Below are 23,905 nucleotides of genomic sequence, written 5' to 3' on the forward strand. Positions count from 1 at the left end.
TTTAATTTATCTTGGTATCCCTTTCTTGGGTCCAACAAAAATATCTCAATGCAATTGGAATTTTCTGTATAAGGTCAGATTTACAAAAGCCTTTCTTATCGCAAACGTTTCGGGCTTATTTTTTAAATGGGCCTACATGGTTTTAAATTTTAAGGAAATATTAATAATTTAAATCATTTTTAGCACTTATCACTTTTTGACTAATGGCATTATTCAACTAACCTCAATTTTATAATGCTATTTTTTAGGTAAGCGAAATGAAACCCATAACACACTTTTTTACATTAAAGAGCAAAATTATAACCGGCTTTGGATTGCTCTCAATTATCATTTTATTAGTTGGAATAGCTGGAATTTTTGGCTTAAAACAAATGGCCAAACACTTTGAGTTTGTAACAGGTCCTGCCTGGGACACCGCAGACGGTGCAATGGAAGGCACGATTGGCATTGAAGCTGAGATTATTGCCATTGAAAATATTCTTGCAGGTCGTGATTATGAATCCAATATTGCTGCCTTAAACGATGGTATTGCCATGGAAGAAGAATCCCTTGGCCGCATGGAAGCCGCAGGTTTAATTCCTCAAAAAGATATTGCTATATTTAATGAATACTTAAATACCTATAAAGAATTGCGCAACGAAATTATTAGCGGTTATCTCGCCTTTTCTGAAGTAAAAGTACAATTTGATGCCAATGCTGCAAAATTTATTGAGTTTGGTGAAATACTAGAAGAGATAGGCGATAAAGCGGTGGATGCCATTGCCGATAATCCGGACGAATTATGGAGCTGGTCGACAGGTCTAGAAAAACGCTGGATGGCAGCAGACGGCGGGATGGAATCAAACATTGGCCTATTATGGTCAATGTACCAAATGAATTTATTGATTAATGAAAGCAATCCTGAAAAAGTAAAATTGATCTATTCTGAAGTGACCCAAGCGCTGGCATTTCTTGCTGAATCCGTTGGAGAAATGAAAAAAAGTGGATTTTTTAAGGCAAAACCGGGCTCAACATGGGGTAATAAATCCTATATAGACACATATACCGACTTTTATAATAATCATAAAAAGTTGTCCGCTGAATTATTTGAAAAATCATCAGCGTATCACGATGTCCATCATAGATATCAGCAAAGCGCCAATTCTTTATTAACGCAATTAGAAGTACTGGAATCAAATGGTGACGCAACCGTTGAATCGTTTGTTACTCAAGTATATTCACTACAAAAAAACATAAATTTGATCATGTTATCTGTTTTAATTGGAGGGCTAGTTGTTGCTTTGATTAGCGCTGCTGTATTAATTTCATCCATTATAAATCCAATTAAAACAATCTTGAGTCGCTTAAAAAACATAGCAGAGGGTGATGGTGATTTAACCAAACGCATCGAGCAAAAAGGCACCGATGAAATTGGCCAGCTAGCCGCTGCATTTAATTTATTTGTGGATAACATTCATAAAATCATCAAACAAGTAAAAGTAAACGCAACAGATATGTCTTCGTCTATGCTCAATCTACAAAAATCAACGACTCAAGCTGCCAATAGCGTAGAAGAACAAAGTTCCGAAACCGACCAAATTGCCACCGCCTTTACTGAAATGAATCAAACTTCAAAGGTCATTGCGGATGCAACGGAAATTGGCAGTCACAACGCCAACCTAGCAAAAGAAGCCAGCAGTAATGCCCAAGTAATTGTAGGTAGCGCCATTGAAACCATTGAAGTATTAGCTGGTGAAATTGATTCTGCATCTGAAGTGATTGGCAATTTAGAAAGCGACGTAACTAAAATTGTATCGGTATTAGATGTGATTAAAGGCATCGCCGAACAAACTAATTTACTTGCATTAAATGCAGCGATTGAAGCGGCACGCGCTGGGGAACAAGGCCGAGGATTTGCAGTGGTTGCCGATGAAGTACGAGCATTAGCCAGCAAAACTCAAGATAGTACTTCCGAAATTCAGTCCATGATTGATCGATTGAAATCGGGCTCATCCCAAGCCGTTAATGTCATGCAACGCTCAAAAGAGCGCGGGCAAGAGACCGTTACCAAAAGCACCGATGTCAAAGAAATCCTTAATCAAATTTCCGATCTGGTGGCTCAAATGTATCAATCCAATATTGAAGTGGCCTCAAACTCCCAAGACCAATCAACAGTCAGTGAACAAATGGACAAAAACGTGCAACGTATTGTGGATATATCCATTCAAACGAGAGAGCGCATGAAAGAGTCCTCCACCGTCAGCACTAACGTTACTGCTATGTCCGAACAAATGATGACTGCCGTTTCGCGTTTTAATGTCTAAGGCTTTAGGCTTTAACAGATTATTCCGCTGATGTATTAATCGCATTAGCGGATTTTTTGCTTTTAAGGAGAACCAAACAATGGATGTTCTTTGTTGCTTATGGTGGCAATAAATTCGGTTTTTTTGAATGATCTGGATAGTTTTTCCGAACGATTGCATGCTCTTCGGCTTTGGCATTCTCGGCAATTTGCTCCTGCACTGCTCTACCATTTACATCCCTGTAAAAGTGCGCGCTCTACCACCTAAGTCCATTTAAACGCGCAATTCTAATTAGTCACATCCCTGTGACGATGAATCCGGAACCTTCACAAGCAAAATTGAGTTTCTGTTTTGACTGTTAATTTGTCCTAAAGGGAAATAAGAAAATCAACGTTTTTTCAGCAATTCTGATAATCGTGATTTCTGACCCAATTGTTTTCCCTTGTTGTTCACTAATAACTTCTGTAAATTTGCAATGAAACTTATGTATCCAAGAGCTATATATGTCGTATAAAAAACACCATAAAAAACAATCAAAAGAACGTATTTTAGAATCTGCTTCTCAGTTATTTTGCCAATTTGGTTACAAGAAAGTATCAATTAGCCAAGTGATGAAATTAGCGCGTATGACACACGGTGCTTTTTATGCTCATTTTGAATCCAAAGAAGCGCTTTATAAAACATCGTTAGTGGATGTTTTACAACGAAATAGAAGCAACCGCTTGGCTAAATCGCCTTTCACCATTAACCACCTAATGGAATTAGTGAATAATCTAACCAATTTGCGCGCAATACCAAAAAAGAGCAACCCTTCTCCAGAAAATGTCCTATTTAATGAGATCGGCAATGAGAGCAATGAAATCAAGGGACTCTATGAGAAGTCTTATCATAGTCTGCTCACTCTACTTGAAAAACGTATAAAAGCACTTAAGAAACTAAAGCAATTACCAAATATAAAGTCACCAGAGCATGTGAAGGGAACATCACGCGTGATTTTAGCCATTATGGTTGGCGCTGTGGCAATCGCAAAAAGCATTCAAAGTGATACTGAACGACAAATACTATTATTAGCGGCTCAAAATCAGGTATTAAGCTTACTAGGAGATTCAAATTACATAGAACAATACATCACACCTTTGCCAGAGCGTGTTTAGAGTGAAGTGTTTAAAAAGGACAGGCTGTTTAAAGAGTTTAAGAGCAGGAGTTTAAGAGGACAGGCCAGGAGTTTAAGAGGACAGGCAACTAAAAATAATTTGACAGCACTCATAGCTTTTTCGTTTTAGGTTAGCTGTTCTTGGTTTTCGTCCCTGGTTTTCACTTTTCCAAAAAAGAATTGAGTGTGTCTCAGCAAGCATACGACCTATAAACATCAGCCCTTATCTATAATTAAAAACGATAATATCGAAAAAAATCTCGACCTTACAATCCATATAGCCTGTGCATAGACAAGATTGCACGTTTTCACACATGTAAGTGTGCAAGAAGGGGAATTTTGGTTTAAATGAAACTATGCAAAGCAATTTTCTGCATAGTTTTTAATATTACCTTACTTTTTTTCAGGCGGTTGTGCCATCACATCATCAAGTTTAAGTCCGGTCAAACCACTGATTGTGCGCCATAAATAATAAAAAATACCAATCATCATGACCATTGAAGGCAAGGCAATCATCGGGTAGCTGTACAATGTCATTTGACCTAATTGCTCATTAAATTCTTGGGTGCCCGCTGGGCTGGTGACAATCCATTTTGCTAGTATGTAATTCATAGTTGCTGAAAAACCAAATGAGGCTGCTAATAAATAGGTGGCTTTCATTAAGCGTTGGTCGAATGCTTCTGTGCTGTTGTTTTCTTCAAGCTTTTGTTTAATTTTATCCACATCCATCACTTTTGGATTAAACAATAACGTTCTAATTAAAGGATAAGGGGTAAAAGTAGACACTAATACTGCAATTCCGATAATGGCTGGAATCGCCGCTTCTTTTACTGCAAGCCATTGTGTGTCCAGCTCAAACAAACCAATGCCTCCGGTAAGCATGACACTGACTAAACCTAATAATGCTATAAAGTTAAATTTTCGATATTTGATTAACTCAAACAACCCCCAACCAATTGGGAACGCAAGGGCTGCGATCAAACCACCGGTTGCCCCAAGATGCTCGTCACCACTGAATTTCATTAAAATAACCGATGGTAAAACGATACTAAGAATAAGATCGAGCATTGGACGAGGTTTATGCTCTGGGGTAGTCGCTATGTTTGTCATGTTGTTATGTTCCAGATTGATGTGGGAATAATGATTTTGGATAATAACTGGCGATTATATAGCCTGAACATAAAAGTCGATAGGCTGAGTTGTGTTAATTGTGTCATTCGAAAATCACCATTAATTTAAAGTCATTAGGTTTTATCAACAATTTTTAAAGCGTTTATTATATAAAAGACAAGCTAATCGTTTGGACTTTTTATTAAACATGCACAAAAAGTGAGCACCTGTTTATATAGTTTAAACATTTTGATAACAATCAGTTGATCGAAAGTTTAAAATAAATACACTTACGATCAATAAAAATCTAATCGAGGAAATATCAAGATGGAAGCTTTCGTTGCTGTTGTAAATAGCCATAACGAGTTGGAAAACATCGCTGACAGGCAATATACCTTCACACAGTTATTTGATTGTGAACAGTCTCCATTATTGGTATTTGGTGAAAACTTAGAGACTGGCATTGTGTTTACAGAAAAATCTGACGACAGCCAAAATGAGCAATTAATTGCAAATGCGTTGTCCAATATCGCCAATATTGATATTTCCGAATGCCAACAGCCAAATGATCACAGTAATATTTTGCTGTTTATCCATGAATATGCCATTGAAAAACTAACTGATCCCACTTTTTTAGATAGTTTATTCACCCGTTTAAATAGTCAACAAATTTTAGTAGGTGTCCCAAACAAAGGATACCTAGCAGTTGGTGGCCTAGATGATTTAAACGATTTATGCTCCATGACCACTAAAGCATATCAAAACGTTGAGACGCCTATTTGTGCCGATGTATTTAAATTAACACAGGGCCAGACAACGGTTGAGCGTATTGGTACTGACACTTTAAATGCGTTTTATCAAACCCTTGAAGATTTAGGTATGCCAAATGAGTTCTTACATGGCGAAGACAGGAATATAAATGAAGTAATTCATGCGGATATATATCAAGACAATTACGATGATTTATTAAAGCTATGCCAAAACTTAATACATAACCGTTTAGATGAAATATTTACACATGAAATAAAAAGTTCTAATTTAATTCTTGATTTTTCAACTGAAAACTCAAAACAGCTTATTACTACCTTAGCTAAAGATTGCAAACAATATTTTGATTATCATCACTTTATTCGTGACAAGTTTAGATATACGTTAACCAGTATTTCCATTCAATTTAAGTTTGGAAACAGCGCCTTAAATTTTGAGTTGGGTTATTCCGACTTTGCTGAATTTAATGAAACGGACTGTTCAATTGTTATTAATAATTTACAAGATTGCACGTTTGAAGCGTTTAAAAAAATCGTAAATATTTCTGATATGTACATTCATCAAAATCAGCAAAAGCTTTCTCAGCCAGACTTCCCCGAAGATTATTTTGAATTAGGGTTATCCAATCAAAGCTTTAGGATGATCGAAGCATTATTTGAACATAATCGTTTAACATTAAATATTAAACAACTCAGTGCACCAACGGATTATAAGTGGATATTAGCAATGTGCGCTCGAGTTATTGATCAATTACAGTTAACCATCGACGTTTACGCAGATACTCACTTAGACGGCAACATTATAAAATCTCAATTTAAAGTTTCTAATGAGTTGCTGACTTATTGTTCATCAAATTGGATAAAACAACGCTGTAAAGATCAGTTGCAACATTTTACCAAGCATCAATTAGCTAATCCTTTAACGCTGTCTTTGATTCCTGCTTCGCATCCTGAGTTATTGTATTGCGTAAGTCATCTAAGCATTAACGCGTTACTGCAAAACAAAAAAACATTTTCTGAAAATTTTTGGAAACACTTTTTAATATTTAATTATCCAGAAAATTATAATTATCAACATGCCCAAGTTGAAACGCTAAATATTAGCCAAGAACAATGCATCAATATTATTAAATATCGAGCTGAATCGGGTTTAATAGTTAATTCAAATCAAAATGTATTATTTGTATTAACTGACCAAGAAAGTTTTAAAATTGTTACTCGATTTGAGTTAGAAAAAAAATTATTATCCGAGGTTAAACTTTTAGCGGACAACTACAGTGCATATCCAGCGTTAACTCACTCTCAATTTAAATTGTTTTACCAAACTCTAACACCACTAACTGACGACGTCGTCGAAGCTTCTGCTGCATCCATTAAGCAAACTGAAATCGACACCGCATTAACCAATGGCATGTTCGCAGTATTTTTATTAATAAGCCAAGCAGATGGTCAAATTGATCAAAAAGAAATCGATTGTTTGGGTAAAGTTTTAAAAGATGCTGCAACACAAAAAGCGCCAGACAGCTTATGGAGTAAATGTTGTACACTGGCAGTTGATCGTCTTGCAACTATTTGGCAGTTAATATCAGATGAGCAAACCAGTACCGATATTATTTTGAAAACCATTTTCGCTTTAAATCAATTAGAAGACACTCAAAGTAAAGAATTCAAATTTAAATTATTGGATTTAGGGTACAACATTGCCCAAAACAAACTCGGTAAATTTTTAGATTCAGAAAATGAAATTGGTGAATCTGAACAATTAGCATTGGATGCAGTGAGTCATTTGTTAGGCATTGAAGCCGAACAGTTAGAAGCGGCGACTTGATTTTCACACGCAAAACAAAATAACTACATTCAGGATACAAATACTCTTGAATGTATTTTTTTACAACAATTATACTCATTTATAGTTATCTTTTGTGATACACCCCTATGTTCACTCAATCCATTTCAGTATAATCGCCGTCGAAGTTACCTGTACTGCTCATGGAATTTTATGCAGACAAAATGAGGGTAACGGATTTAATCTAATCACTTAATTAGGCTACTCGACTATGATTTTTAATCTGCCTGTGTCTTTAAAAAGCACGCTGTCTTTTTACTCAACTTTAAAAAAACCATTTATTTCATTAATTGCAGCAGGGGTGTTAATTACATCCTGTGTACCTGCAGCAGATTTAGATGGCGATAACAAAAAATCTTCTGACATAAAAAGTGTCACCCCCGTTACTTCAATTACATCAGTAGGGTTAACTGTTACTGTTAATGCCGCTAATTCAACAGCAGATGCGGATGCAGAACTTATCTATATTTGGAAGTTTTCCGATGGTACGGTCATTCAAGAGCCTATCGCTGCACATACTTTTACTCAGCCAGGTGATCACAGTGCTGAACTGACCATTATCAATCAAAAAGATGGCAGTGTTTATCAAGCACCTCAAACGTTTAATCTTAGTGGTAACGCAAACTCTGAAGCTCAAAATACAATTGTTGAAGGTGAGCAGTTATTTAAAGAAGCGAATTGTAATTTATGCCATGGCGATGACGGTCAAAGCGGTGGCACGCCACTGAATTTAGCAAATTATAATCATCAAACATTATCCCAACCCATTGAAACAGCTATGCCAAAAACCATTGGCAAACCTGAAGACTGTCAAAAACAATGTGCCGATGCGATTGCTACTTGGTTATTGTCATTATATGAAGCGCCAACAGAAATCACAGTAGTTACTTCTAATAGCTCAGAGGGTCTAACTGCTGCAGTAAATGCTTCAAAAACGACGGCTCCTAATGGTTCTAATTTATCATTTTCTTGGAAATTTTCTGACAACACCGTAATAAACGAGCCAATTGCAGCCCATACCTTTGCTCAAGCAGGCACTCACAACGCAGTGCTAACCATTACTGATCTAGACGATAATGCCACTTATACAGCGACGCAAACTTTTAACTTATCAGGTAATGTTTTAACTCAAATGGACAATACGATCGTGGAAGGCGGATTAATGTTTGAACAAGCACAATGTTTACTATGCCATGGCGATGACGGTCAAAGCGGTGACACGCCACTGAATTTAGCAAATTATAATCATCAAACATTATCCCAACCCATTGAAACAGCTATGCCAAAACCCATTGGCAAACCTGAAGACTGTCAAAAACAATGTGCCGATGCGATTGCTACTTGGTTATTGTCATTATATGAAGCGCCAACAGAAATCACAGTGGTTACTTCTAATAGCTCAGAGGGTCTAACTGCTGCAGTAAATGCTTCAAAAACGACGGCTCCTAATACTAATAATTTAACCTATTCTTGGGCATTTTCTGATAATACAGTCATTAACGAGCCTATTGCAGCCCACACTTTTGCTCAAGCAGGCACTCACACTGCTACGGTTACGGTTACCGATTTAACCGATAACAGCATCTATACTAAAACTGAAACATTTGTATTATCGGGCACTGTATTAACTGATGAAGACAGCACATTAGTAGAAGGCAGTCTTTTATATGAAGAAGCGCTCTGCAGTAAATGTCATGGCGATAATGGTACCGCTGAAAACCAACCTATTTTGATTGAAAACTTCAGTCACTCGTCTTTATCTACTCGAATTGAAACCACTATGCCTCAAACATTTGGGGAAATTGAAGATTGCCAAAAAGAATGTGCCGATTCAATTGCAACTTGGTTACTTTCATTTCATGTAGAGATGAGTTGCTCAGATCAAAGCCCAGAAATATTACCTAAACGCTTGCGTAAATTAACGAACTCCGAATATGTGTTAACGGTTCAAGATTTATTAAACCGCCAAGATATAGAATCACAAATTGGCTTATTACAAGCAGACTCTGTAGTTAACGGTTATAAAAACAATGCAGTTTCTGGTTCTATTTCAGTATCTTCATTGAACTCATACTGGGACACAGCAAAAAGCATCGCAGAATCTACCTCTGTTAGCGGATTACTAAATTGCTCTAGCAATGATGTATCAAGCTGTGCAGATCAATTTGTGCCAGAGTTTGGCTTAAAAGCATTTAGACGCCCTTTAACTTCTTCAGAACAAACCGCTTATAAAAACTTATTTAAAGAAGGCTCCAGTACTACGCAAGGTGCGCAATTTGTAATTCAGGCGTTATTGTCTTCGGGAAACTTTATATATCGTTATGAAATTGGTCAAAACGGGCAGTTAACCCCTTATGAAACAGCAAGTATGATGTCTTATACATTCTGGGGAACCATGCCTGATGCTGTGTTATTGCAAAAAGCAGCAAACAACACGTTATCTACCCAAGCTCAATTAGAACAGGAGGCTCAGCGTTTACTTGCTTCACCAAAAGCGAAAGCACAATTGGCTCGTTTTGCTCAACAATGGCTAAACATTAATTCCATTGAAGACTATAAAGATGCTTCTGGTTATTCAAGTGTGTACAGCACTGCATTAGGTGCAGCTATGGATACTGAGTTTGAATTATTTACAGGAGAAGCGTTAACTTCAAATGAAGTGGGTGTCGAGTATTTATTTAATGCCGATACGACTTTTGTTAACTCAATACTGGGTAATTTCTACGGATTTACTAATGTGCCAAACTCAGGCTTTAATGAAGTTAATGTCAACGAACAACGTGGCGGTATTTTAAATATGGGTGCGGTTTTAGCACATTATGGCAAACCAAACTCATCTAACCCAATTGCACGTGGCGTAATGGTTAGAGAGCGCTTACTTTGCCAAGAATTTGGTACGCCTCCAAATAATGTTGGGGAAGTCGACCCTGTTAGCCCAGATCTATCAACACGCGATCGTTTTGCTGCTCACTCAACCAATGTAACTTGCGCATTTTGTCACGTCAAAATTGATGATGTTGGATTTGCATTTGAACGTTACGATGGCATTGGTCAATACCGTACAACAGAAGGCCAGGGTATTGCAGTATCTGATGCGGGTATCTTAATTGGTTTGGAAAATATGTCCGATGAAGATGTACACAACTTTAATGGCACAAGTGGTTTAAATGAAATATTAACCACTGACGGTTTAGCAAGCGTTGAGCATTGTATTACCGAGCAGTTCCAAAACTACATGCACGGTGTTGCAGCATATGATACATGCGCATCAGAAGATATCTTAGCTCGATGGAATACATCGGACGGGATTGTAGGGTTGTGGGTTAAATCAGTCAGTACTTCTAATTTCTTAAACCGTCAGTAACAGGAGATCAATCATGAACAGACGTTCTTTAATCAAATCTATTTCAGCCGGATCTCTAGCTGCTGGCCCAATGCTTTCTTTGCTAACACGCTCAGCATTAGCAGCCGATAGCGCACAACGTATTCGTACACTGTTTATTTTCACTCCTAACGGATGTGTGCCCGATTTATTCTTTCCACCAAAAGGCAGTCGTGTACTGCCTGAGCAAACAGCACCTTTACAAAGTGTTTATGATCAATGTGTTTTCATGGACGGTTTGGCGATGTTTGGTAACGCAGGTACTCACGAAGGTGGAACCATTAAATGTTTAACGGGTTATACCGGTGCAACATCCAACGCCCCTGCCACTTCATCTATAGATGTACTAATGGGAAAGCAAGATTGGGCAAACCGCGCTACCACACAAATTTCAACACCGTCCGTGCAAATGGGTGTGGATGTAAGATGGAAAGACGATACACGAAAAATTAGTTGGGACGAGGGTTCAGGACTTGGCTCCATTGATGATCCTAGAATTGTGTTTAATAACTTGTTTGGTAGCTTATCTGCCAACACTGGCGATACAACACCAGTGTCTACTGAAAGACATTCACAGCTAAAGATTTTTGATGTGATAAATGATGAATTAAAGGGTATTCGCTCATCACTAGGAAGCATTGAAAAAACACGCTTAGATCAACACACCGAAGCCATGTCAGTACTTGAGGCTAGGCTAAACCGTGATTATCCATCAGGTGGAACAGGTGGTGGAACCCCTATTATTTGTACTGCTCCTGATGTTAATTTAAACGGCATCACCGATGCATCGTTACAAAATAACGTTATTGAAATTTCTGATATTCAACAAGACATCGCGATTCAGGCGCTGTCTTGTAATATCACAAGATCATTAACGTTTAGTTACTCACACTCTGTATCGCCAACTGTCTTAGAAGGATTATCCCAAGGTGATCATGATTTATCTCACTTATCAGGCTCGGCGCATACTCAATCAAAAGCTAAATGGTCTGCAGAAATTGCCAAGTTTATTGAAAAACTAGCCAACACGCCTGATATTGATGGATCATTGTTAGATAACACCATTATCTGTGTCGTTTCCGATGTAGGAGACGCGGCGATTCATGATCATTACAGAATGCCAATGATGTTAGCGGGTGGTAAAAATGCAGGTTTAGCAACCGGTCGTTCATTAGACTTCAGAGGTTTTGGTCGCAGCGGTAAAAAAGGCGATGGTAAAGAAGCAGAAGTAGCAATCAGCCACAGTGATATTTTATCAACCTGTGCTGCTCAAGCCGGCTATGACGGAATCGTCATGGAAGGCACCGATAATATCCAAACAAGCATGTGGACAGGCGCGTCGGATACGCCAATTTAGTTTTTCTAGTTTTTGTTAGCGTATAAAAAACCGAACGTTTGTTCGGTTTTTTTATGGATGGGTGAATTGTTTTTTGCAGCATTATTTTTGATCAATGTTCCCATTAATGTAACGATCTTTTTGTTGTTTATAATTCATAAACAATGTCGAATACACACTCAATAAAAGCATTAAAGTAATCAAACGCCCAACTAATACAAACCACCCCTGTGGATAAATAGAATAAAAAATGGTTTTAGAATAAATAAAAATAGCCAAAGCTATAAGTGAATACATCACATGAATTGAATAATAAAAATTTGGTTTAATTGGCTTTTCCATATTAGCATCCTAACTAATGATCAATTTAGCTTACATAATACACCATGCTAACGGATACAAAAAATAGCTTAACGTTTAAATTTGTTATGGGAATTATTGGTATGTAAAACTGAATTTAAATACAACTTACAAACCCTATAATTTTAATAACGTGTTAATTTATATGACGCGGTTTTATCAATTAGATCATTTATTGACCCCTAACCATTTTCATCCAAAATTAAGCCTATTTCTTCAGGTTTATGTCTTAAAATAAAACCATACTCATATTACTAACAAAGAATCGTGCAATAATGATTGGAGAAATAAAATCGTGTTAACATCAAAAAAAATATCTATAGGTAACACTTATGTCCCTTATAAAAATGACACCCTACCATCCAAACTGGCCAGATGAATATCAAAAAATCGCCAAGCAATTACGTTTTTTATTGGAAGATGTTGCCCTACGAATTGACCATATCGGTTCAACGTCCATTAATGAGCTTGCAGCCAAAGACGTGATAGACATTCAAATAACCGTCGATGATATTTCAAATACATTTATTGAACAAAAATTAACCTCGGAAGGTTTTGTATTTAGAAACGAAGCGGATTGCGACAATTTAGTGGGGCTTGATAATGATTCAATCGAACTTAAAAAGAAATTCTTTCAAGAGCTTCAAGGGGAGCGTCGAGCACATATTCATGTCAGACAAATAGGCCGCCTTAATCAAGAATATCCTTTATTATTTAGGGATTACCTTCGCAGTCACTCAACTATAAAACTCGCATATGCGAAAATCAAAATAGAATTGGCTAAATATTTTAGTAATGATGCCAATGGTTATTACGCGATCAAAGATCCATATATGGACACGGTTTATCAAGCTGCAAAATTGTGGGCAAAGCAAACCAACTGGCAACAAGATTCTGAAGTTAATTAATAAATTGCTCATAATGATCACGCAAGAATCTTAGATACAATTTAATTTTTAGCTTAACAAGTTTAATTTTAAACTAGGCTCCAATTTGAAAAATAACTCATCAATCTAAAAATCATTGATGTTTGTATTTTGATGTTTGATGTTTGTATTTTGGCAGTGATAGTGTTTAATTTTTTGTAAGCCCTCATTTAGATTTTTTAAGTAATCGTTCATTTTGTTTTTTATACCAATACCATGTAGCTACGCTGCCTCTAAAACACTCATCTATACCCATCGCTATCCAGATTCCAATTAAACCAAATCCAAGATAGACACCCAAAAACCATGTGAATGGCAAAGAAATTAACCACATAGTGCTGATTCCAAATACAGCTATAAATTTTGCATGGCCAACAACTTTAACTGAAAATCCAATCACCATATTTAATATTCTTCCAACTTCTGCAAAGACAGCAATACCAATTATGGTACTACCTAATGCTATTATTTCTGGGTTTTGGCTGAACAAACCTAAAAGACTAGCTGAAAATACATATAAGAAAGCAAGAGTAACCACAACCAACGCCAAACCTTGTAATACACCTTTAATTAACGTGTTATGCATGTCTTTATATTTTTCTGCACCATACAAATATGAAACTTTTAATTGCACCCCAGCACTTAAAGAAACAGTAAATAAAACAACAATAAAAATAATATTAAATGCATATACTCGAGTGGCAAGGGCAACCTGGCCTAAATTTACGATCATGCTCATGATAACTAACTGCGACAAATGCCAAGCTTGCGGCTCTATTGCTGAAGGTATCGCAATATCTAAAATGGCCTTGGATGATTTTTTAAAGGATTGAATTGTTTTAGGTAGTGTAATTTTTATTTGTAAATAATAAATTGCTGCAAACGTCAGTATTAAATTTACAATCCATGCGATATCAGTAGCTAATGCAACTCCTTGAACGCCTAATTTTGGCAAACCAAACGCACCGTACATAAACGTATAATTGAAAAACAGATTCACGACAGTCATTACTGCTGTACAAGCCATGTTCCACTTTGTTTGTCCATAAGCTTGTAATGTCGCGCTGGCACCAAAACGAATTGATAACGCCAGAGCTGCAAACCCTAATGTTTTTAAATAAGTACTTCCATCTAGTAATGCATCGCCAGATAGCCCCATTAAAGCGGCCATGTGTACATTGAACATTAACAAAACAGCGCTAATGACAATGCCCGTTATAAAACATAACCCTAATATCGCACCAAAATTTAATGCAATAATATGACTGTGTATATTATTTTCATTTTGTGCGCTCTTTGAATGCTTACCAAATAACTTGGTAGCAACCGCCGCTCCGGCTGCATTTAACGCCACAAAAAAACTAAAACACATTCCTGTTATTGGCAAAATAGCCCCAACAGCTGCCGCGGAATCATCGGATTGTTGACTCAAAAACCACGCATCTGCCACATTAATTAGAAATACCATTAATGTATCAACGAATATAGGCCATGTAAGACTTAATAAACTTTTATCCATTACAGAAGAAGTTTGAGATTTTTTATGCTTAATTTTTGAAGTCATCTAAGTAATTTTTGAAGTCATCTAAGAAGTTAAATATATAAACCTACATTGTAATTCATTCTGTTTCATTACAGTTAGAAAATTAATGGTAATCAAATGATTCATGCATAAAATCTTAAAATTAAATTACTCGATATCAACACGATCACCATGACTTGGTGGCGTCGATATAACTAAAAATCGCAACGCCTGATCAGTTTCATTTATTAATTGATGTTTTGCATTTTTTGGAACATAAATGCCTGAAAAAGATTCAATGATTTTACGACTATCATTAATAATCATAGTAGCTTGACCTGAAAGTACATAAAAAAATTGCTCTGCACGGCAATGATAATGCAAAGTCTCTGTTGAACCAGGGGGAACCAATTCTTCGATCACACTTAAATTTTCAGACTTAAGTAAATGCCATCCATCGCAAATATCTGCCCATTTATAATGCTCTGAATTTTGTGTGGATATTGGATTCATTGGGTTACCTTTTTTTATTTGAAATTTAATTTATAGTTTGAATAAGTTAATGACACTTCACAATACATAAACTTAAAATCATTCTCTAACAACGCTTTCCAAGGTTTTGATTTGAATGTGTTGACGTAGCTTTGAAATATTAAGTCTAAGTCCTTTTTTGATATCGGGGCAATCTTGTTGATTCATTTTTTCTGAGATTGGTTTTGATTATAACTTAGTTAAATGTTGAGTTGTAGTTAGTTCAGACACTGGATCGTTAAAGTTTTGCTACGCAAATTTGAAGATGACGGCAAGGGCATCGTTAAATCAAATTATTTTCAATTAAATACCCGCGCTCATCTAACTCAATCACTTCTTTTTCTTTTAATGCCACTTCTTTCCATTTTATAAACGCAGGTTCATTCAGCATTTTTTGTTGATAACGTGTTAATGGTTCGGGCAATTTAATATGGTAAGTATTAAATCGGCTCATAATCGGCATAAACATACAATCGATGATACCAAACTCTCCTAGTAAATATCCTGAACTATTAATAGCACTTAACTCTAACGCTTGGCTTAATAATTCAATGACACGTTGAATATCATTTTGGCACAGCTCTGACAGATCACTTAAAAGCAAAGGGTGTTCTGCACGAATGTTCATGGGTAACTCACTACGAATGCCATTAAATCCACTGTGCATTTCTGCACAGGCACTTAATGAAAAGGCTTTTAGTTTGGCATGTGCTGGCATAGCTTTGCCATCTAAATGCTCTTCGTTTATGAATTGGCAAATGGCCAATGAATCCCAAACTTGAATGTCATCTATTATTAATGCTGGTACTTTGTAAGCAGGGCAAATACCTTGCATTTTTTCTCGCATGCCTTCATTAAATAATTGAATGTTAATTTCTTCAAACTCTAAATCAAAATAGCTAAATAATAACCATGGACGCAATGACCAAGAGCTGTAATTTTTATTACCAATTACTAATTTCATGTGTTTACCTTATTTAAATTATGAAGGGGCGTTTATGATGAGACTAATCCACTTAATACAATTTTGCGAATGATGATATTTGATGGGCAGATCAATAATATTGATCTCAATGATAATTTTTAATACTAGTCACAAGATTTTTACTATCAAATAAGTATAATCAAGCTCAAATTAATAAAAATAAAGGTTGTCCTAATGAGTATTAACAATCCACCAATTGGTCCTATTTTAGGAATGGTCACTAAAACTACAGCAAGATTGATGTGCGGTATTCAAAACCATCCCACAAAAAAAGTAACTAACTGTGGTTGGATTAGAATCAGAAAATTAGGAAACGACATTTGGCAAAGTGGTAAAAGATTTCGTTTCAATGAAAATTTTTATTATACAGGTGTCATTGAATTAACAAATTTAGATTCAGACAGCCAATATGAATATCAAATGGGTTATGAATCCAGTTATTCTGAAGGAGATAATTTATTAGAAACAGATTGGTCTAATGTCACTATTTATTCATTTAATACTCAAGGAGCATGTGATATTCGATTTTGTTTTGGATCCTGCCTAAATGATTTTGGGCATGATAGTCGAATTGGAAAGGTATTAAATTTCACAAAGGCTGAGCACAATAAAAAACCATTAAACATGATGTTATGGATGGGTGATCAAATTTATAATGATCCTGCTTTTGCATTATCACGACAATTTAATCACTCCAAGGGTTCAATAAAACAAAAGTACTACAATTTTTTTAATAAAGATAATGTCAATCAAATACTACCTTATGTGCCCAATTATATGTTGATGGATGATCACGAGATTGAAGATGTATTCACAACAGGTAAAAAAGAATATTTCAACAATGGAAATAAAAATGATAAAAACCGGGTGATTAACGGAATCAACGCTTTTTATGCTTATATGCAAAGCCATGGACCTATTTTTGATACATCAAAATGCAATAACCAACAAGACGTTTCATTTGTAAAAGGACAAAACGACTATCAAAGTCCTGCCAAACATTATACTAAACTAACACTTTCTGAAGAGGTGGGAGTATTTTTACTGGACACTAGAATTGAACGATCTAAAGAATTATTTATTTCAAAACAACAAGAATTAGAATTACGTGATTTTTTAAATTCTGAATTAAAAGTTAAATTTGTTGCAAGCTCCACAACTTTTTTAGCCGACAGAAAAGGGAAGCTTAAAAATGCCGATAATTGGAGAAAAGCAGGCAAGCAACGAAAAAGAATTTTAGACTTTATCACTGATGAAAACATTCATAATGTCATTTTTCTTTCTGGAGATGTGCATTCACATTTCTCTGGATGGACCCAACATAACGAAGGAGGGCCTGTTATTCATCAGTTGATATCTGGTGCACTTTATTGGCCACTTATTAATCCGCTTGCTCGATTATTTGAAAAACAGGTACGCTTTAAAAAAATAAAAGCAGCCGATCAATATAAATTCATCAAACATCCATCAACCGGACCTAAAGATTTTTACACAGGAAACGCAGTAGGTTTTGTTGAAATCATCGATAATATATTACTATTTAAAATTATAAACCATAAAGGTAAAGCGATTATATCAAGTGAAATTCACTTAGTTTAATGGCTATAAATTTTATTATTACATTGGTTGATATAAATGAATAAACATTTTGATTTAGAATTATTAAGAACGTTTTTGGCCATTGTTGATAATGGCAGCATGACCCGTGCTGTGATGCAATTACACAAAAGTCAATCAACAGTAAGCATGCAACTCAAACGTCTTGAGACCCAATTGGATGTCGTTTTATTTCATCGCAAGGCCAGTCGATTAGAAATTACCGAGCAGGGTAAATTATTAGCAGCCAATGCCCGACGCTTAATTACATTAAACGACCAGACCATTGAAAGTTTTAATCAGTCCCGCTCAAATCAAATAAAAATTGGCTGTCCTGATGATTATATGCATACAGCACTTTGGCCTGTATTGGAATATTTACAAATCCATCAAAATTTTAAATTTACGGTCATAACTAAAAACTCTGGCGAATTACGAGGTTTATTAGATGAAGGTGAATTGGACATAGCAATTGTAACTAGACAATCACAGAGCAACGAGGGAGTATTGTTATATCAAGATCAAGGTATGTGGGTGGCAAGTTCTGAGCAGTGCTTTAATCAACTTCCGTTATCGTTGGTTTTATTTGAATCTACGTGTAAATATCATTCACAGGTTGTGGATTATTTACAAAGTAATGAAATTGAATTTAATATATTAATACAATCAGCAAATGCGCATTTATTAAAACGATTCGTTCGTGAAAAGAATGCAATTACGGTTATGTCAAAACAGGCCGTGGATTCTGATTTTATTCAGAAAAAACAGATTTATGATTTACCCGAATTACCAAGTGTTGAAATAGTATTGATTAGCTCTGCCACAAATGCTTTATTGGCAAATGTGGATCTCAATGAACTTGCGAAATTTGTGAGTCAACAAAATAGTTAAGGACTCTGAATAACTAATATTTTTTCTCTTAGTTGTTCAGAGGCTTAATACTATTTTGTAATTATTCAATTTGCTCAGCTATATCAATATGATTTTCGACCACTTTATCAATAATCACCGCTAAAAAATCTTTGGCCATTTGTGGGTCTAATTCGAACTGTTCGGCTAATGCGCTGATACGCTCGTATTGTTTTAATTCGCGCAATTCATCTTTTGCTGGCAATTGATGCATCGCTTTGTAGATTCCTACTTGGTTCGTAATTTCAAAACGCTCTGCGATTAATGAAAAGATATCAGCATCAATTTTATCGATACGATCTCTTAATTGATCCAACGATTCCATATTACCTCTTTTAGTTTTCAATATTCTTTAATGTAAATCGATTATTTACACGTTTAAAACGTGCCGTACCATTGCCTGATGGCGAATAAAATTCGATTTTTAATAATGTATCAGACTGCATCACGTTTATTTTAAGGGCGTTTGATGAGGTTTGGGTATTTGTTATTTCAAAATTACGACCTTTTATGTTTATTTTTAATGAATTGGAATGAGAAATAGTAAACGCGTTTAAATTCACCACTTCAGAAAAGTTTACTGGGCGATCTTCAAAAATTTGGGACACTGCACTTTCAAGTTGAGTAAGCGTAATTGACTGCCCATCTTGCTCATAAAAATTACTTTCAAATTCGCTTACATCAAAACAAGCAAAGGTTAATGCTTTATTTGAACTGTCTGTTGGGCAGTTGTATTCATTTTTTTTGATTGGGTTACCATCAATATTTAAGCTGGTTAATGATGTAATATTAACAAGTGGCGAAAAATCATAAATATTATTATTAGACAAATCTAATGATTGTAATTGAAACGCTCGCGATAAATCTGCGATGTCTGAAATGCTATTATTTGATAAATCTAAATGCACAACCCCTTTCATAAATTGAAACGGTTTCACTTCTACAATTTGCGCTTGTGATAAATCCAAACGGCTCGTTTTGGCAATTAACGATTCCACTTCAAGACAATGCCCCACATCAAACTGAATAAATAATGCTCTTAATGTGTGATTTTGTTTAAGATTGTGCTCAAATTCATAACAATAATCGCCAAATTCTGAGGCTAAACTGAATGTGCTAAATACGCTTAAAGCAATGCTTGTAAGTAAAGTTTTCATGGTTTTCTCATTTAAAAGTTGTCTCATTTAAAAAGGTACATCTAAAAAGGTACATCTAACGCTTTGCATAAAAATGCCATAAGCTCAGTTTGTTGTTTTAATATTTTATATGCTTCATCAGCAAAGTTTGGTGAGCATACTTGGTCTTTGCTTAACCCAAACAAAATAATGAAATCTTTTCGCTTTAAATCTATTAATAGTGGGTGTGCTTTATCAAATCCCCTTGGCGGCCTAACTAACGAGTCACCAACAAAGTGCCAAGGCTCATTTATATTACTTGTCAGGCTGACCCACTTTTTTTGATTTTTATCAATATGATCTCTAATTTTACTCAAAGCCTGACTGTCTGGTTTCCAAATTCCCATACCCAAAAAGCATTCGTCTTGAGCTAGGTGTAAATAAAAAGAAGGGGAGTGTACGTCTTTACCCGCTTCGTGACGAAAATTAATGCCTACATTTGTTTTATAAGGTGTCTTGTCTTTTGAAAAGCGCGTATCACGATGCACGCGCATTAACGAACCCCCTACTTTTTTGGGTAATGCTATAAAATGAGGAGACAATCTTGATAAATTAAACGCAAAGGCTTCGATGAATTCTAACGCAGGTGTACGAACTTGATATTCGTACTTCTCTCGATTTTCATCAAACCAAGGTTTATTGTTATTTTTACTTAAGGCCTCTAAAAATTCAAAACTATCAGGATAAAACCCACTCATTTTTCACCTTTTTTATCAAACACTAAAAATGAGTAGTCATATGGATTTTTTTCACATGCTTTATGTTTTTCACAAAACGTTTGCTCAAATTGACTGATATCAAATTCTTCAATAAAAGCATCACCTTCAATGATGGTATCCACTTCAGTTATATACAAACGATCTGCAAACGATAAGGCCTCATTATAAATTTGTGCACCGCCTATGATCATGACTTCATTAAAACCTTCAGGCATAAGCTTCTGTGCCAAAGTTAATGCACTATCAATGCTATTAACGCAATGTACGCCTTCAATTTTTAAATTCTCTTGGCGTGATATCACAATATTGGGTCTACCAGGTAATGCTCGACCAATTGAGTCGTAAGTTTTTCGTCCCATAATAATGGGTTTTTTCATTGTTGACGTTTTGAAGTAACGTAAATCCTCAGGTAAGTGCCAAGGTAAAGTGTTGTTGACGCCTATGCAGCGATTTGAGCTCATGGCCCAAATTAAAGAAACTGTGATTTGATGGTTCATGCTTGGCCTTTGCAGTGGTAAAATAGCTTTTTATAACCAAAATACGTAAAAAATGACTCATTTAACAGAATTCCAAAGCGTTTTACAACAAGCAGACGTGATTTTTAGTCGCGAGCAAATTATGTTGGCCATCGATAAAATGGCAAAAAAAATCACCGAGCAATATCACGACAAAAATCCCATCCTATTAACGGTGATGAATGGCGGATTAATGATTGCAGCACATCTTGCAGAACGTCTGAATTTTCCATTAGAAATGCAATATTGCCATGCAACGCGCTATCGCGGTGCGACATCTGGTGAAGCAGATTTACAATGGCCAGTAAGACCGCAGGATACAATTAATGGTCGTCACGTCATTGTAGTGGATGATATTTACGATGAAGGCGCCACTTTATTTGGGATGCTGGAATATTTAAATGGCAAATGCGAAAGTGTAGCAACCGCAATGTTATTAGATAAACAGCATGATCGAAAAAGCCATCCAGAATTAATAATCGATTATGTAGGCTTAGAATGTCCAGATCGTTATGTATTCGGTTTTGGCATGGACTACAAACATTTAGGTCGTAATTTACCTGTCATTTATGCGGTAAAAGGCTTGTAATGATTTTGAGTAGTTGCACCAATAAACCCACTATAAGCAAAATAATCGCCTCATTTTGTATTGGCATAATCATAAATTCCGTCTCTTGTTTAGCAATAAGCAACGGCTTGCCAGATGCAGCCATCATTGCACCTGTAGATGAATCTAATCCGTTATTTAAAACAAAAAATACGGATTCTATTTCAAAAGAGGTAAGCAAAAAAGCGGAACCCAGTTACGAAGTCACGTTGTTATTTGCAGGTGATGCTATGCAACATGCTGCGCAGTTTAATTCTGCTTATAACCAAACAAGCAAAACCTATGATTACGATCAAAACTTCATTGAGTTTGAACCAATCATCAAACAAGCCGACATCGCTATTATAAATTTAGAAACCACACTAGGTGGTAAACCCTATGCTGCGTTTCCTCAATTTTCAAGCCCTGTATCGTTTGCAAAACAATTACAAACCAGCGGATTTGATATTGTTATGCTTGCAAATAATCACTCCAATGATCGCTGGCAACGCGGGGTTAATCGAACCATTAATCAACTTGATAAAATGAATTTTACCCATTCGGGAACCTATAAAACTAAAGCCGATCACGATGAAAATGTACCATTAATGATTGAAAAAAATGGATTGAATTTGGCTTTTTTAAATTACACCTTTGCTACCAATGGCATTGATTCAGTCTTTACCCAACAAGTTAAACGCATAAAATTCGATCAAATGCGCAAAGATATTCGCAAGGCTAAAAAATTAAATGCCGACAGTATTATTGTTTATATCCACTGGGGGGACGAATACCAAACTGACATTTCAAAATATCAGCAGGATGTCGCGGCATTTTTAATAGAGTCAAAAGTAGATGTTATTATTGGTTCACACCCTCATGTTGTACAACCAATGATTTGGCAAAAAGAGCAAGACAATCAAAAAGAGTTTTTGCTTGCATACAGCCTTGGTAATTTCATTTCAAATCAACGTGATTTACAACAATCTGGTGGGGCATTATTAGAAGTGACCCTAAAAAAAATACATAACAAAACAAATATTAAACAAGCTGGATATTATTTATCGTTTGTTAAACGTGAATTAAAAGAAAATGGATTTGATTATCAAGTATTGCCCGTTCGACTTTTTGAAAAACAAGTTGACGCATTGCAATGGGATCAATATGGCATGTTGTTAAAATATTTAATTTGGGCAAAAGATTTTTTAGATGAAAATAATCAAAATGTGCCCGAATTTCAATTTATTAACAATCAATGGGGAATTCCAAAATCAAGCAAACCAATGGCTGAACAATCATTATGATTAAATATGTGGTGTTTGATATCGCTGGTGTACTTATTCAAGATCAGTGGGTATCTATTGTGCGTACATTGTTAAATGACAAACAGTTAAATGACAAACAGTTAAATGACAAACAATTATCTAAACAAGATGTATTTGAGTTATGGCAACGCGAATCTTGTTTTCATGATTATGAGACAGGCAAAATTTCCACCGATGTATTTATCTCCCAAGCTAAAACTGCATTAAACCTGACAATATCCGATCAACAATTTAAAGAATTATTTGATCAAATCATAATTACTCCATTTAAACGCGCCGAAGAAGTACTCTCAAAAGTAAAATCACAATTTAACGTTGCAATTTTATCCAACACCAACCCAATGCATTATCAAAAAATTCTAAATAATTTTAATATTTATCAACATTGCGAACATTTATTTTTGTCCCATCAAATGGGTGTGATGAAACCCAGTGGCGAAATATTTTCAATGATGCTTAAACAGTTACATTGCAAGGCGCAACATGTCCTGTTTTTTGATGACAATATGCCTAATGTATTAGCCGCAAGAAAATTAGGAATTAACAGCGAACTTATTACTTGCCCCGAGGATGCTTATTATTATATTGAGCTTCATTCCCATAATATTTCTCAGTAAATGATCCATTGCATCGCTTTTAATGATTTTATTCACAACAATTTAAAAAAAAACCTATTATTTTCCAAGTTAGACTAGACATGAAAAAAAAAGCCTTCTATAGTTACAACATCTGTTTAGTTTCGTCATTCGACGGCTTCTTTAGGTTTTAATCGTTAAATTCCCCCCTAGGTTATAATTTTCCATGTTTAATATTGTTCTATCTATTATGAAAAATTTAATTATTGTGTCGGGCGTTTAATAATGAGTCAAAGGAATCTACC

Annotated in this window: 20 protein-coding genes; 11 read left to right on the forward strand and 9 right to left on the reverse strand. The window is 35.6% G+C overall.

Annotated elements, in window-relative coordinates:
• Positions 1-257: 257 nt before the first annotated feature.
• Together TYM08_RS19700 and TYM08_RS19705 are read left to right on the forward strand one after the other, a co-directional pair.
• Positions 258-2,303: a methyl-accepting chemotaxis protein gene (locus TYM08_RS19700; protein ID WP_422380865.1), complete on the forward strand. Its 2,046-nt coding sequence runs from the start codon at positions 258-260 to the stop codon at positions 2,301-2,303.
• Positions 2,304-2,785: 482 nt separating this feature from the next.
• Complete coding sequence (locus TYM08_RS19705) at positions 2,786-3,436, forward strand: TetR/AcrR family transcriptional regulator (protein ID WP_422380866.1); 651 nt, start codon at positions 2,786-2,788, stop codon at positions 3,434-3,436.
• Between the two features lie 392 nt (positions 3,437-3,828).
• Here TYM08_RS19705 and TYM08_RS19710 read toward each other — a convergent pair whose 3' ends face one another.
• Positions 3,829-4,545: a VC0807 family protein gene (locus tag TYM08_RS19710; RefSeq protein WP_422380867.1), complete on the reverse strand. Its 717-nt coding sequence runs from the start codon at positions 4,543-4,545 to the stop codon at positions 3,829-3,831.
• A 327-nt stretch (positions 4,546-4,872) separates the two neighbouring features.
• Between TYM08_RS19710 and TYM08_RS19715 the strand changes: the two genes are divergently transcribed.
• The 3 genes from TYM08_RS19715 (at position 4,873) to TYM08_RS19725 (ending at position 11,897) form a co-directional block, all read left to right on the forward strand.
• Positions 4,873-7,140 carry a hypothetical protein gene (locus tag TYM08_RS19715; RefSeq protein WP_422380868.1) on the forward strand — a complete coding sequence of 756 codons (2,268 nt, stop codon included), beginning with the start codon at positions 4,873-4,875 and terminating at the stop codon, positions 7,138-7,140.
• Between the two features lie 229 nt (positions 7,141-7,369).
• Positions 7,370-10,522, forward strand: a complete 3,153-nt coding sequence (locus TYM08_RS19720; RefSeq protein WP_422380869.1) for a PKD domain-containing protein — start codon at positions 7,370-7,372, stop codon at positions 10,520-10,522.
• 13 nt (positions 10,523-10,535) lie between these two features.
• A complete protein-coding gene (locus TYM08_RS19725) occupies positions 10,536-11,897 on the forward strand; it encodes a DUF1552 domain-containing protein (RefSeq protein WP_422380870.1) in 1,362 nt (453 codons plus the stop codon).
• Between the two features lie 81 nt (positions 11,898-11,978).
• Here the strand turns inward: TYM08_RS19725 and TYM08_RS19730 are convergent, their stop codons facing one another.
• Positions 11,979-12,218 (reverse strand): hypothetical protein, encoded by a 240-nt coding sequence (locus TYM08_RS19730; protein WP_422380871.1) that lies wholly within the window; start codon positions 12,216-12,218, stop codon positions 11,979-11,981.
• A gap of 350 nt (positions 12,219-12,568) precedes the next feature.
• On the opposite strand from TYM08_RS19730, the gene TYM08_RS19735 reads away from it, so the two are divergent.
• Positions 12,569-13,144: a GrpB family protein gene (locus TYM08_RS19735; protein ID WP_422380872.1), complete on the forward strand. Its 576-nt coding sequence runs from the start codon at positions 12,569-12,571 to the stop codon at positions 13,142-13,144.
• Positions 13,145-13,328: 184 nt separating this feature from the next.
• Here TYM08_RS19735 and TYM08_RS19740 read toward each other — a convergent pair whose 3' ends face one another.
• The 3 genes from TYM08_RS19740 to TYM08_RS19750 form a co-directional block, all read right to left on the reverse strand.
• Positions 13,329-14,726: an MATE family efflux transporter gene (locus tag TYM08_RS19740; protein WP_422380873.1), complete on the reverse strand. Its 1,398-nt coding sequence runs from the start codon at positions 14,724-14,726 to the stop codon at positions 13,329-13,331.
• Between the two features lie 126 nt (positions 14,727-14,852).
• Positions 14,853-15,197: a cupin domain-containing protein gene (locus TYM08_RS19745; RefSeq protein WP_422380874.1), complete on the reverse strand. Its 345-nt coding sequence runs from the start codon at positions 15,195-15,197 to the stop codon at positions 14,853-14,855.
• Between the two features lie 301 nt (positions 15,198-15,498).
• Positions 15,499-16,179, reverse strand: coding sequence for a glutathione S-transferase family protein (locus TYM08_RS19750; protein ID WP_422380875.1), 681 nt, complete (start codon positions 16,177-16,179; stop codon positions 15,499-15,501).
• Positions 16,180-16,374: 195 nt separating this feature from the next.
• Here TYM08_RS19750 and TYM08_RS19755 point away from each other — a divergent pair, with 195 nt between their 5' ends.
• Both TYM08_RS19755 and TYM08_RS19760 read left to right on the forward strand, forming a co-directional pair.
• On the forward strand, positions 16,375-17,799 hold the full coding sequence (locus TYM08_RS19755) for an alkaline phosphatase D family protein (RefSeq protein WP_422380876.1): 1,425 nt from the start codon (positions 16,375-16,377) through the stop codon (positions 17,797-17,799).
• A gap of 36 nt (positions 17,800-17,835) precedes the next feature.
• Positions 17,836-18,687: a LysR family transcriptional regulator gene (locus TYM08_RS19760; protein WP_422380877.1), complete on the forward strand. Its 852-nt coding sequence runs from the start codon at positions 17,836-17,838 to the stop codon at positions 18,685-18,687.
• Between the two features lie 61 nt (positions 18,688-18,748).
• Here TYM08_RS19760 and TYM08_RS19765 read toward each other — a convergent pair whose 3' ends face one another.
• The 4 genes from TYM08_RS19765 to TYM08_RS19780 are packed head-to-tail and all read right to left on the reverse strand — an operon-like array spanning position 18,749 to position 21,096.
• Positions 18,749-19,030 (reverse strand): chorismate mutase, encoded by a 282-nt coding sequence (locus TYM08_RS19765; protein ID WP_422380878.1) that lies wholly within the window; start codon positions 19,028-19,030, stop codon positions 18,749-18,751.
• A gap of 10 nt (positions 19,031-19,040) precedes the next feature.
• Positions 19,041-19,862 (reverse strand): leucine-rich repeat domain-containing protein, encoded by an 822-nt coding sequence (locus TYM08_RS19770; protein WP_422380879.1) that lies wholly within the window; start codon positions 19,860-19,862, stop codon positions 19,041-19,043.
• A 41-nt stretch (positions 19,863-19,903) separates the two neighbouring features.
• Entirely contained in the window at positions 19,904-20,578 is a 675-nt protein-coding gene (locus TYM08_RS19775) for a DUF2461 domain-containing protein (RefSeq protein ID WP_422380880.1), read from the reverse strand.
• Complete coding sequence (locus TYM08_RS19780) at positions 20,575-21,096, reverse strand: dihydrofolate reductase (RefSeq protein WP_422380881.1); 522 nt, start codon at positions 21,094-21,096, stop codon at positions 20,575-20,577. The genes TYM08_RS19775 and TYM08_RS19780 overlap by 4 nt, the downstream gene beginning before the upstream one ends.
• A gap of 52 nt (positions 21,097-21,148) precedes the next feature.
• Here TYM08_RS19780 and TYM08_RS19785 point away from each other — a divergent pair, with 52 nt between their 5' ends.
• Genes TYM08_RS19785 through TYM08_RS19795 form a run of 3 tightly spaced genes read left to right on the forward strand, consistent with a single transcriptional unit; the run spans position 21,149 to position 23,642 of the window.
• Positions 21,149-21,703 (forward strand): hypoxanthine-guanine phosphoribosyltransferase, encoded by a 555-nt coding sequence (locus TYM08_RS19785; protein ID WP_422380882.1) that lies wholly within the window; start codon positions 21,149-21,151, stop codon positions 21,701-21,703.
• On the forward strand, positions 21,703-23,004 hold the full coding sequence (locus tag TYM08_RS19790; RefSeq protein WP_422380883.1) for a CapA family protein: 1,302 nt from the start codon (positions 21,703-21,705) through the stop codon (positions 23,002-23,004). Before TYM08_RS19785 ends, TYM08_RS19790 begins: the two co-directional genes overlap by 1 nt.
• Complete coding sequence (locus TYM08_RS19795; RefSeq protein ID WP_422380884.1) at positions 23,001-23,642, forward strand: HAD family hydrolase; 642 nt, start codon at positions 23,001-23,003, stop codon at positions 23,640-23,642. Before TYM08_RS19790 ends, TYM08_RS19795 begins: the two co-directional genes overlap by 4 nt.
• The last annotated feature ends 263 nt before the right edge of the window (positions 23,643-23,905 follow it).

Source organism: Marinicellulosiphila megalodicopiae (genome assembly GCF_045862395.1).
Classification (GTDB): Bacteria; Pseudomonadota; Gammaproteobacteria; order Pseudomonadales; family Natronospirillaceae; genus Marinicellulosiphila; species Marinicellulosiphila megalodicopiae.

Excerpts from the sequence above, each read along its gene's own strand:
- TYM08_RS19700 (WP_422380865.1), top strand. The coding sequence starts at position 258 with ATGAAACCCATAACACACTTTTTTACATTAAAGAGCAAAATTATAACC.
- TYM08_RS19705 (WP_422380866.1), top strand. The coding sequence starts at position 2,786 with ATGTCGTATAAAAAACACCATAAAAAACAATCAAAAGAACGTATTTTA.
- TYM08_RS19710 (WP_422380867.1), bottom strand. The coding sequence starts at position 4,545 with ATGACAAACATAGCGACTACCCCAGAGCATAAACCTCGTCCAATGCTC.
- TYM08_RS19715 (WP_422380868.1), top strand. The coding sequence starts at position 4,873 with ATGGAAGCTTTCGTTGCTGTTGTAAATAGCCATAACGAGTTGGAAAAC.
- TYM08_RS19720 (WP_422380869.1), top strand. The coding sequence starts at position 7,370 with ATGATTTTTAATCTGCCTGTGTCTTTAAAAAGCACGCTGTCTTTTTAC.
- TYM08_RS19725 (WP_422380870.1), top strand. The coding sequence starts at position 10,536 with ATGAACAGACGTTCTTTAATCAAATCTATTTCAGCCGGATCTCTAGCT.
- TYM08_RS19730 (WP_422380871.1), bottom strand. The coding sequence starts at position 12,218 with ATGGAAAAGCCAATTAAACCAAATTTTTATTATTCAATTCATGTGATG.
- TYM08_RS19735 (WP_422380872.1), top strand. The coding sequence starts at position 12,569 with ATGTCCCTTATAAAAATGACACCCTACCATCCAAACTGGCCAGATGAA.
- TYM08_RS19740 (WP_422380873.1), bottom strand. The coding sequence starts at position 14,726 with ATGACTTCAAAAATTAAGCATAAAAAATCTCAAACTTCTTCTGTAATG.
- TYM08_RS19745 (WP_422380874.1), bottom strand. The coding sequence starts at position 15,197 with ATGAATCCAATATCCACACAAAATTCAGAGCATTATAAATGGGCAGAT.
- TYM08_RS19750 (WP_422380875.1), bottom strand. The coding sequence starts at position 16,179 with ATGAAATTAGTAATTGGTAATAAAAATTACAGCTCTTGGTCATTGCGT.
- TYM08_RS19755 (WP_422380876.1), top strand. The coding sequence starts at position 16,375 with ATGAGTATTAACAATCCACCAATTGGTCCTATTTTAGGAATGGTCACT.
- TYM08_RS19760 (WP_422380877.1), top strand. The coding sequence starts at position 17,836 with ATGAATAAACATTTTGATTTAGAATTATTAAGAACGTTTTTGGCCATT.
- TYM08_RS19765 (WP_422380878.1), bottom strand. The coding sequence starts at position 19,030 with ATGGAATCGTTGGATCAATTAAGAGATCGTATCGATAAAATTGATGCT.
- TYM08_RS19770 (WP_422380879.1), bottom strand. The coding sequence starts at position 19,862 with ATGAAAACTTTACTTACAAGCATTGCTTTAAGCGTATTTAGCACATTC.
- TYM08_RS19775 (WP_422380880.1), bottom strand. The coding sequence starts at position 20,578 with ATGAGTGGGTTTTATCCTGATAGTTTTGAATTTTTAGAGGCCTTAAGT.
- TYM08_RS19780 (WP_422380881.1), bottom strand. The coding sequence starts at position 21,096 with ATGAACCATCAAATCACAGTTTCTTTAATTTGGGCCATGAGCTCAAAT.
- TYM08_RS19785 (WP_422380882.1), top strand. The coding sequence starts at position 21,149 with ATGACTCATTTAACAGAATTCCAAAGCGTTTTACAACAAGCAGACGTG.
- TYM08_RS19790 (WP_422380883.1), top strand. The coding sequence starts at position 21,703 with ATGATTTTGAGTAGTTGCACCAATAAACCCACTATAAGCAAAATAATC.
- TYM08_RS19795 (WP_422380884.1), top strand. The coding sequence starts at position 23,001 with ATGATTAAATATGTGGTGTTTGATATCGCTGGTGTACTTATTCAAGAT.